General features: G+C 39.1%; 3 protein-coding genes. 2 read left to right on the forward strand and 1 reads right to left on the reverse strand.

The annotated features are described in order from the left end of the window. A partial coding sequence (locus tag ACFINZ_RS09465) for a helix-turn-helix domain-containing protein (RefSeq protein ID WP_375701395.1) occupies positions 1–197 on the reverse strand: 197 nt, incomplete at its 3' end. A gap of 150 nt (positions 198–347) precedes the next feature. Between ACFINZ_RS09465 and ACFINZ_RS09470 the strand changes: the two genes are divergently transcribed. Then, on the forward strand, positions 348–878 hold the full coding sequence (locus tag ACFINZ_RS09470) for a helix-turn-helix transcriptional regulator (protein ID WP_375701396.1): 531 nt from the start codon (positions 348–350) through the stop codon (positions 876–878). 80 nt (positions 879–958) lie between these two features. Then, positions 959–1,477, forward strand: a complete 519-nt coding sequence (locus tag ACFINZ_RS09475; protein ID WP_375633914.1) for a helix-turn-helix domain-containing protein — start codon at positions 959–961, stop codon at positions 1,475–1,477. The last annotated feature ends 204 nt before the right edge of the window (positions 1,478–1,681 follow it).

Consider the following 1,681-nt stretch of genomic DNA (forward strand, 5'->3'; position numbering starts at 1 on the left):
TCGCTAAAAACCTGCTCGACGGGCAAACCGATAAAATCGGCAATAGCGCGTTCGGCTTTCTCGTTAGACCGTGTCCAAATGTGTTGAACACTGGATGACGATAGTTGATAAGCTTTCGCGAGCTCCGCCAAGGTCATGTTACGGCGGCGTAGCTCGGCTAAAATACTATGGCGATCCCATACTTGTGTGATAGTCATAAACTTCGCTCCTGCTTCAAACGGATGCTCCCACATCCGTTTTTTGTGGGGTTAATTGTAAAATATCTGCCCTCTATATCGGGCGGTAATAACAGTTAAAACCATTTTACGGGTTTGTCAACCCATAAAATGGTCTTAATGGGTATTTTTTTGGCACGTTTAGAAACAGAACCTAAAACACCATTGGCAAAACGCCTACGTGAAATAAGACGAATCCTCGGAAACGAAGAACGCGGTGCTTTTGCCAAATCTCTTAATTTGGCAAAAAATACGCTTGCAAATTATGAGCTTGGTATAAATGAGCCACCAGCATCTATCGTAATTGCCTATCACAAAATTTATGGCGTAGACTTTCATTGGCTTCTCACTGGAGAAGGCGAAATGTTTACAGACATGGAAAAGGCGAAAGCAGCTGGTTTTAAACCACAAACTATCCCTACTGGTCTCATGAAAAAGCTTGGTCGCATAGCTTATACAACTTATCGCGATGCAAATATAAAACTCCCCCCTGAAGATATAGCGGAATTAGCGGCAGAGCTTTGTATAAAGTTGCAAGAGCTTGTTCAAGACATCAACGACATGGAAGAGGTCGAAGCGACTTTCCCTCTTCTTAAAATTCATTTAAAGCGTCAAATAGAAGCTGAAAGAGTACATCTAGAAACTACACAAAATACGGCTTAATGCCTCTCTAAGATGAATGGGGAATCTCTTTTTAAAATCCTGTAATTTAAAACGAGACTCAATATAAATAAGGAGCATTTTTGGCACGCCCTGAAAAAGAACCTACAACAGAACTGGCAAAACGATTGCGTGAAATACGACACACCTTTGGTTTTACAGAGCGCAAACAATTTGCTAAATATTTTGATATTCCCGAAACGACTATGCGCAATTATGAAACGGGTTTACGAGAGCCTCCTGCATCTATAATGCGAATATATAAAGATCGCTGTGGAATATCCTTAGACTGGCTTGTCACTGGTGAAGGCGAAATGTTTAGTGATATGGCAAAAGCGAAAGCAGCAGGTTTTAAAGCACCCACTATTCCCACTGGACTCATGAAAAAGCTTGGTCGCATAGCTTATACAACCCATCGCGATGCAAATATAAAGATCCCCCCTGAAGATATAGCGGAACTCGCGGCGGAACTTTATGGAAAACTGCAAGAGCTTGTTCAAGACATCAACGACACGGAAGAAGTCGAGCTTATTTTACCTCTTTTAAAATTGCATTTAAAGCGTCAAATAGAAGCTGAAAAAGAACACTCCAAAACTAAATAAGATACAGCTTAATGCCTCTTTAATATGAAAAATCGATATGAAAATCTTTTTACATTAAAAAAATAATATAACTATTTGATTAATAAGTATATATTGCCTCTAAAAATAGATAATCATCAATAGGTGAAAATCTTTTTTGCTTTTTTGGTTATTTTTGGCTGATTTTGACGTCAATTGAACTTTTGGATTGATTTTTTTCACAGG

This window comes from Bartonella sp. AA81SXKL (assembly GCF_042196945.1).
Taxonomy (GTDB): domain Bacteria; phylum Pseudomonadota; class Alphaproteobacteria; order Rhizobiales; family Rhizobiaceae; genus Bartonella.